Source organism: Anaerophaga thermohalophila str. Valhall (assembly GCF_000250735.1).
Classification (GTDB): Bacteria; Bacteroidota; Bacteroidia; order Bacteroidales; family Marinilabiliaceae; genus Anaerophaga; species Anaerophaga thermohalophila_A.
Genome location: NZ_AHZV01000148.1, coordinates 1 through 6569, shown reverse-complemented (window position 1 = coordinate 6569; position 6569 = coordinate 1). Strand labels below are relative to the sequence as shown.

5 protein-coding genes are annotated in these 6569 nt (G+C 40.3%); all 5 read left to right on the top strand.

Annotated elements, in window-relative coordinates:
- Nucleotides 1–809: 809 nt before the first annotated feature.
- The 5 genes from OQ5_RS0107925 to OQ5_RS0107905 all read left to right on the top strand — a co-directional run bounded on the left by OQ5_RS0107925 (nt 810) and on the right by OQ5_RS0107905 (nt 6462).
- On the top strand, nt 810–1805 hold the full coding sequence (locus OQ5_RS0107925; protein ID WP_016776974.1) for an AAA family ATPase: 996 nt from the start codon (nt 810–812) through the stop codon (nt 1803–1805).
- Between the two features lie 167 nt (nt 1806–1972).
- On the top strand, nt 1973–2842 hold the full coding sequence (locus tag OQ5_RS0107920; RefSeq protein ID WP_016776973.1) for a DUF58 domain-containing protein: 870 nt from the start codon (nt 1973–1975) through the stop codon (nt 2840–2842).
- 1 nt (nt 2843) lies between these two features.
- The gene (locus OQ5_RS0107915) at nt 2844–3878 is read left to right on the top strand and encodes a hypothetical protein (RefSeq protein WP_016776972.1); all 1035 of its coding nucleotides are present in this window, start codon (nt 2844–2846) and stop codon (nt 3876–3878) included.
- Between the two features lie 239 nt (nt 3879–4117).
- Nucleotides 4118–5107 carry a vWA domain-containing protein gene (locus OQ5_RS0107910; RefSeq protein WP_016776971.1) on the top strand — a complete coding sequence of 330 codons (990 nt, stop codon included), beginning with the start codon at nt 4118–4120 and terminating at the stop codon, nt 5105–5107.
- Nucleotides 5108–5451: 344 nt separating this feature from the next.
- Nucleotides 5452–6462 (top strand): VWA domain-containing protein, encoded by a 1011-nt coding sequence (locus OQ5_RS0107905; RefSeq protein WP_016776970.1) that lies wholly within the window; start codon nt 5452–5454, stop codon nt 6460–6462.
- The last annotated feature ends 107 nt before the right edge of the window (nt 6463–6569 follow it).

Below are 6569 nucleotides of genomic sequence, written 5' to 3'. Positions count from 1 at the left end.
GAAAACTTATGAATAAAGCAGGTTAAAGTCTCTCGTCTATCATTGACATACTACATCTTCTCATGAAAATAGATTTAAATACAAATAACTATATTACAGTTCATTACGAGTTTATAAAGGAGTGTTGCAGATAAAAACAAACTCTTCAATGACTAAAAACCTAGTTATTTCACTTCAAATCTTTCCTGTTACTCCAAAACGGGTATTACAAAAGAAAGTTCAAATAATTAGTTTCCGTCCATAAAGTGCCATTTACTGTGTTACGCTCGTCCGAAAATTACTCATTTACGATGAGTAAACTCCGTGTTATGGCGGCTTCGCAAGCCTTGCAACCGGCACTTTCTGAACAGACACACAATATTGCAAAAATTTTGTGAGTTTATAGACATGCACTAATTAGTCTGATTCGGAATAATTCCTCTCTGGCTTGTCCGGGTTAGGAGATAGATCATTACGGACAAAATCTACATTTTTCCGAATCTCATTCCTTAATGGAACAATTTTTGATAATTTAGACGCGGCAAAAGCCATCTACTGCACATGAAACGAACATGGCAAGGATTGCAACAATTAGAATATATATAAGTTCTTGCATGCAAGTTCCATTAGGCCTTGAAAAATAAATTTTATACTAATGAGTGCGGTATAAAAAGCATATTTTTGTCAAAATCAAGGCGTTTTAAATTTTTGTACCGGAGTTAACTCGTTGTTAATGAGGATTCAAAAACTTAAAACAACACAGAGTTTGGCAACAAAGATGTTTTTTAGACCGGACTCACTAATGAATAATCCAAAAAACAAATAGTCTCATGGATCAATCCGTAGATATTAAAGAGTTGAATGAACGTATAAAAGAAGAAAGTTCATTTGTTGACCTCCTGACCATTGAAATGAATAAAGTCATTGTTGGTCAAAAACACCTGGTTGAAAGTTTGCTTATTGGCCTCCTTTCAGACGGACACATTCTTTTGGAAGGAGTTCCGGGTCTGGCCAAAACATTGGCCATAACAACACTGTCAAAAGCGGTTAGCGCCGATTTCAGCCGCATTCAGTTCACGCCCGACCTTTTACCGGCCGACCTTTTAGGTACAATGATCTATAGTCAGAAAAACGAAGAGTTTGTTGTTAAAAAGGGCCCGATCTTCACCAATTTTGTTCTTGCCGATGAAATCAACCGTGCTCCGGCAAAAGTCCAAAGTGCTTTGCTGGAATCCATGCAGGAACGTCAGGTTACCATTGGCGACAATACTTATCCCCTGCCCAGACCTTTCCTCGTTATGGCCACTCAAAACCCCATCGAACAGGAGGGTACTTATCCACTTCCTGAAGCTCAGGTAGACCGTTTTATGCTTAAAGTGGTTATCGACTACCCACAAAAATCCGAAGAGCAGCTCATAGTGCGTCAAAATATGGCTCACAAGTTTCCTGAAGCAAACAACATCATTAAACCTGAAGACATACTCAGGGCAAGAAAAGTGGTCAAGGATGTTTATATGGACGAAAAAATTGAAAAATACATCGTCGACATCGTATTTGCCACTCGTTTTCCTGAGCAATACGAACTGGAAAAATTCAAAGATATGATCTCCTATGGTGGATCACCCCGGGCAAGTATAAGTCTTTCAATAGCATCGAAAGCCTATGCCTTTATCAAACGGCGAGGCTACGTTGTACCAGAGGATGTCCGTGCCGTTTGTCACGATGTATTGCGCCACAGAATCGGTTTATCGTATGAAGCTGAAGCCAACAATGTGACTTCGGAAGACATTATAAGTGAGATACTGAATACTGTTGAAGTTCCATAGTCAATATCAGTGACCGATTACCAATGATCAATTACCAATGATCAATGATCAGATTAACTAATTGACTAATTGACCAATCAACCAATTAACCAATTCTTTCAGACCAAGCGGCAGAGCAGGGCAACCAGCAACCAGCAACCAGCAACCAGCAACCAGCAACTATAAAAATGACCGATACAACTGATATATTAAAGCGGGTACGCCAGATTGAGATTAAGACACGGGGACTTTCCAGCAACATTTTTGCGGGAGAGTATCATTCTGCGTTCAAAGGTCGTGGAATGATGTTTAGTGAAGTCCGGGAATATCAGTATGGCGATGATATCCGGAGCATCGACTGGAACGTTACTGCCCGTTTCAATCACCCCTATGTTAAGGTGTTTGAAGAAGAACGTGAACTCACCGTTATGCTTATGATAGACGTTTCCGGCTCACGTGAATTCGGGACTACGTGGCGTTTCAAAAAAAATGTGATTACCGAGATGGCTGCCGTATTGGCATTTTCGGCCATTCAAAACAACGATAAGATTGGGGTAATCTTCTTTTCGGATCGCATAGAAAAATTTATACCGCCCAAGAAGGGACGTAAACACATTCTTTACATTATTCGTGAACTCATCAGTTTTAATCCCGAACACCGCGAAACAAATATTGCCGAAGCGCTTCGATATCTCACCAATGCCATCAAAAAACGTTGTACCGCTTTTGTGATCTCCGATTTCATTGACGAAGGTTTCGAGGATGCTTTGAAAATTGCAAATCAAAAACACGATGTTGTAGCCCTAAGAGTTTATGATCCGCGTGAAACGGAAATGCCCGACATTGGATTTGTAAAGCTAAAGGATGCTGAAACCCGTGAATATTCGTGGATTAACACATCCAATAAAGAAACCAGGGAAAATTATAAAAGATGGTGGGTTCAGACCGAAGAAAAACTTCGCAATGCTTTTTCGCGGAGCGGTGTTGACAATGTGGCAGTACCAACCAACGAAGACTATGTTAAAGCACTTATATCACTATTTAAAAAACGAGCATAAAATGGGCAAAAAGCCATTTTTATATCACTTTTCTGCAATACTTATCTTGTTGATAATCATTGGGACCGCAAGTCCGAATGATGTCAGCGCTCAGGACTTTTCTGTTTCTGCATCAACCGATTCCACCCTGATGTTCATAGGAGGACAGATGGACCTCACACTGGAAGTTGCGCAACCGGCAGATATAAATGTCGCTTTTCCGCAATTTACCGATACTATAACCAGGAATATCGAAATTGTTGAACAATCAGAACCAGACACCAGCGATCTCGGCAATAATCGTATTTCAGTAAGGCAGATATACCGAATTACTTCTTTCGACAGTGGTCTGCATTACATTCCACCGATCGAATTTGAACTGGCTTCTGCCGAACTGGAAGCCAGGAAAAAATCAAAACCGATAGGACTGATGGTGGTAAATCCTTTCGAAGAAGTAGACCCTCAAAAAGGCATTACCGACATTAAAGCTCCCATCAACACACCTTTCAGGTTTTCTGAATTGTATCGCTTTCTCCCGTGGATACTTGGCGGACTGGCAGTTATACTTTTAATTGCAGCAGGTATTTATTTCTATGTCAAACGTAAAAATCCCATAGCAGCACTCCTAAAGGAAAAACCCAAAGAGCCGGCTCATGTTATTGCATTGAGAGAACTTGATCACATCAAAGAAAAAAAGTTATGGCAGAAAGGACATATTAAAGCGTTTTATTCCGACCTGACAGATGTCCTCAGAAGATATCTTGAAGAAAGATACGGGATACCTGCCCCGGAACAAATAACATCGGAAATTATGACCTCCCTCAGGCAGGTGGATTTGCCCGATGAAAAAGTTGCAGACCGTCTGAAACAAATTTTGGAACTGGCCGACCTGGTAAAATTTGCAAAAATGGAACCACTGCCCGATGAAAACGATCTTTCACTTATGAATGCCTATTTTTTTGTGAATCAAACCAAATATGAAGAGCCCAAAACAACGGAAGAACAGGCAAAGGAGATGAAAGAAAATAGTCAGCAGTGGTTAGTCAGTAGTGGTTAGTCAATAGTGGTTAGTCAATAGTGGTTAGTCAATAGTGGTTAGTCAATAGTGATTAGTCAGTAGTTAGTAGAGATTAGTAGGGGTTAGTGGGGAAAAATTGCTGTTTGGCTTGTGACACCAAAACGCTCTGAATAAGACATGTAGCCAGAATGATTAAGAAAATCATAAATAACACCTTTTTAGTGGTTATGATTTTCATTGTAAGAAAAAAAGTTAAACCGAAACAACGACCATAGGAAATGAACTATACATTTCTACATCCGCACTTTTTTTTCCTGCTTCTGCTGTTACCGCTCATGATTGGGTGGTACATCTGGAAGCAAAGGGAACTTAATGCGTCTTTACAGATATCTTCATTAAAGGGATTTTCGCAGTCCAGAAAGTCAAGAAAAACCTATTTGAGACATTTTCCCTTTATCCTGAGATGCCTTACACTTATTCTCTTGATTACTGCCATGGCACGTCCGCAATCAACCGATAATTTAAGAGAAGTAACAACCGAAGGAATCGACATAATGGTATCGCTCGATATTTCGGGCAGTATGCAGGCAATGGATTTCAAACCCAACCGGCTTGAAGCAGCCAAAGATGTTGCCATAGAATTCATTTCTGGCCGGCAAAATGACAAAATGGGACTTGTTGTCTTTGCCGCCGAAAGTTTCACCCAATGTCCGCTTACCATCGATCATGCCACATTGATTAATCTGATACAGGATGTGAATTTCGGAATGCTCACAGACGGAACGGCCATTGGCATGGGATTATCGACAGCGGTAAGCCGGATAAAGGACAGTAACGCCAAAAGTAAAGTCATCATACTCCTGACCGATGGTGTGAATAACCGTGGTGAAATTCATCCGCTTACAGCCGCCGAACTGGCCAAAACATTTGGGATAAGAGTCTATACCATAGGGGTTGGTAGTCATGGAACTGCTCCCGTCCCCGTTAATACGGTTTTTGGACAGCAGGTTCAACAAATGGAAGTAAAAATTGATGAAGAAATGCTCAGAGAGATAGCAGACATGACCGGTGGAAAATACTTCCGTGCTACTAACAAAAACAAACTGAAAGAAATATATGAAGAAATCGACCAAATGGAGAAGACCAAAATTGAAGTAAAAGAATACACAAAACGATCGGAAGAGTTTATTCTTTTTGCTTTGCTGGCCCTGGCTTTTCTGTTAACAGAAATTGTCTTGAGAAATACGGTACTGAGAAGTTTGCCCTAAACAATGAACTCTTGATTGAGGCTGAGAATTCACCACAGCAATCAGGCAAAAGTTTGACAGGCAGAAGGCAGAAGGCAGAAGTTAGAAGGTGAAATGATAAATCTTTGAATGACAGGAAGACCCCTTTTGTCAGTGACAGGAGAAACGACAAAGAAGTTTTTTCAATGATCAGTTATCAATTACCAATAATCAAAGCCAATTAACAAATTAACCAAGTAACTAATTGACCAATTCTTGCAGAACAAACGGCAGAGCCAAGCGAACAAAACAAGCAACCAGTAACAAGCAACCAGTAACAAGCAACCAAAAACAGACATTAAAACAAATAAAAAAATACACGACGCATGTTTCGATTTGAACATCCCGAATATTTATATCTGCTGCTAATAATTCCGGTTTTGGCATTTATGCAGCTTGTTTTTCAGCATCAGCGAAAAAAGAAGCTGAAAAAATTCGGCAACATTGAGCTCATAAGTCATCTCATGCCGGATGTATCATTTGTACGCCCGGCCGTTAAGTTCTACTTGCTCCTGCTGGCACTTACCACACTTATTATAACCCTTGCCTCACCACAATTCGGCACAAAACTTGAAACGGTAAAACGTAAAGGAATAGAGTTAATAATAGCATTGGATGTTTCAAACAGCATGAACGCAACAGACGTTGAACCAAGCCGACTGGCAAGAGCAAAACTGGCCATTGAACGACTCACCGGCAGACTGGTCAACGACCGTATAGGGCTGATTGTTTTTGCCGGTGAAGCATACGTACAGTTACCTATTACAACAGATTATTCTTCTGCTAAACTCTTCTTATCGAACATAGAAACAAATATAGTACCCACGCAGGGAACAGCTATTGGATCGGCGATTCGACTGGCAACCAACTCATTTAGCCAACAGAAAGATATCAACAGGGCCATTATTGTAATCACCGACGGCGAAAACCATGAAGACGATGCCATTACCGCCGCAAATGAAGCAAAGGAAAAGGGTATAAAGGTTTATACCGTTGGAATGGGAAGCGCTGAAGGAGCTCCCATACCGGTCAGTCCTAATAACCAAAGCAGCTTCATGAAAGACAACGACGGGAATGTGGTGATTACCAAAATGAATGCTGCCCTGTTAAAGGAAATAGCTGAAGTCGCTGATGGAGAATACATCCCTGCCAACAACATCAGGGCTGGCATAAACGATTTGATTGACGAGCTTGGAGAACTTGAAAAATCTGAAATTGAATCAAAAGTATATACCGAATACGACAGTAAATTCCAGTATCCGTTAGCCCTGGTTATTTTGATATTATTGATTGAATTTATTATTCTGGACAGAAAAATAAATTGCTCAGAAAAATAGATTTATTTACCGTTGAAGACAAAAAGAATGATGCCTTGCAAGCTATTCCTGATGTGACATTTGCAGCAAATATCTGAAACTTTAATAAAAAGTAAATTCAAGAGATG

What these genes read in the sequence shown, in the direction of transcription:
- OQ5_RS0107920 (WP_016776973.1), top strand. Translation starts at nt 1,973, where the DNA reads ATGACCGATACAACTGATATATTAAAGCGGGTACGCCAGATTGAGATT.
- OQ5_RS0107910 (WP_016776971.1), top strand. Translation starts at nt 4,118, where the DNA reads ATGAACTATACATTTCTACATCCGCACTTTTTTTTCCTGCTTCTGCTG.
- OQ5_RS0107915 (WP_016776972.1), top strand. Translation starts at nt 2,844, where the DNA reads ATGGGCAAAAAGCCATTTTTATATCACTTTTCTGCAATACTTATCTTG.
- OQ5_RS0107925 (WP_016776974.1), top strand. Translation starts at nt 810, where the DNA reads ATGGATCAATCCGTAGATATTAAAGAGTTGAATGAACGTATAAAAGAA.
- OQ5_RS0107905 (WP_016776970.1), top strand. Translation starts at nt 5,452, where the DNA reads ATGTTTCGATTTGAACATCCCGAATATTTATATCTGCTGCTAATAATT.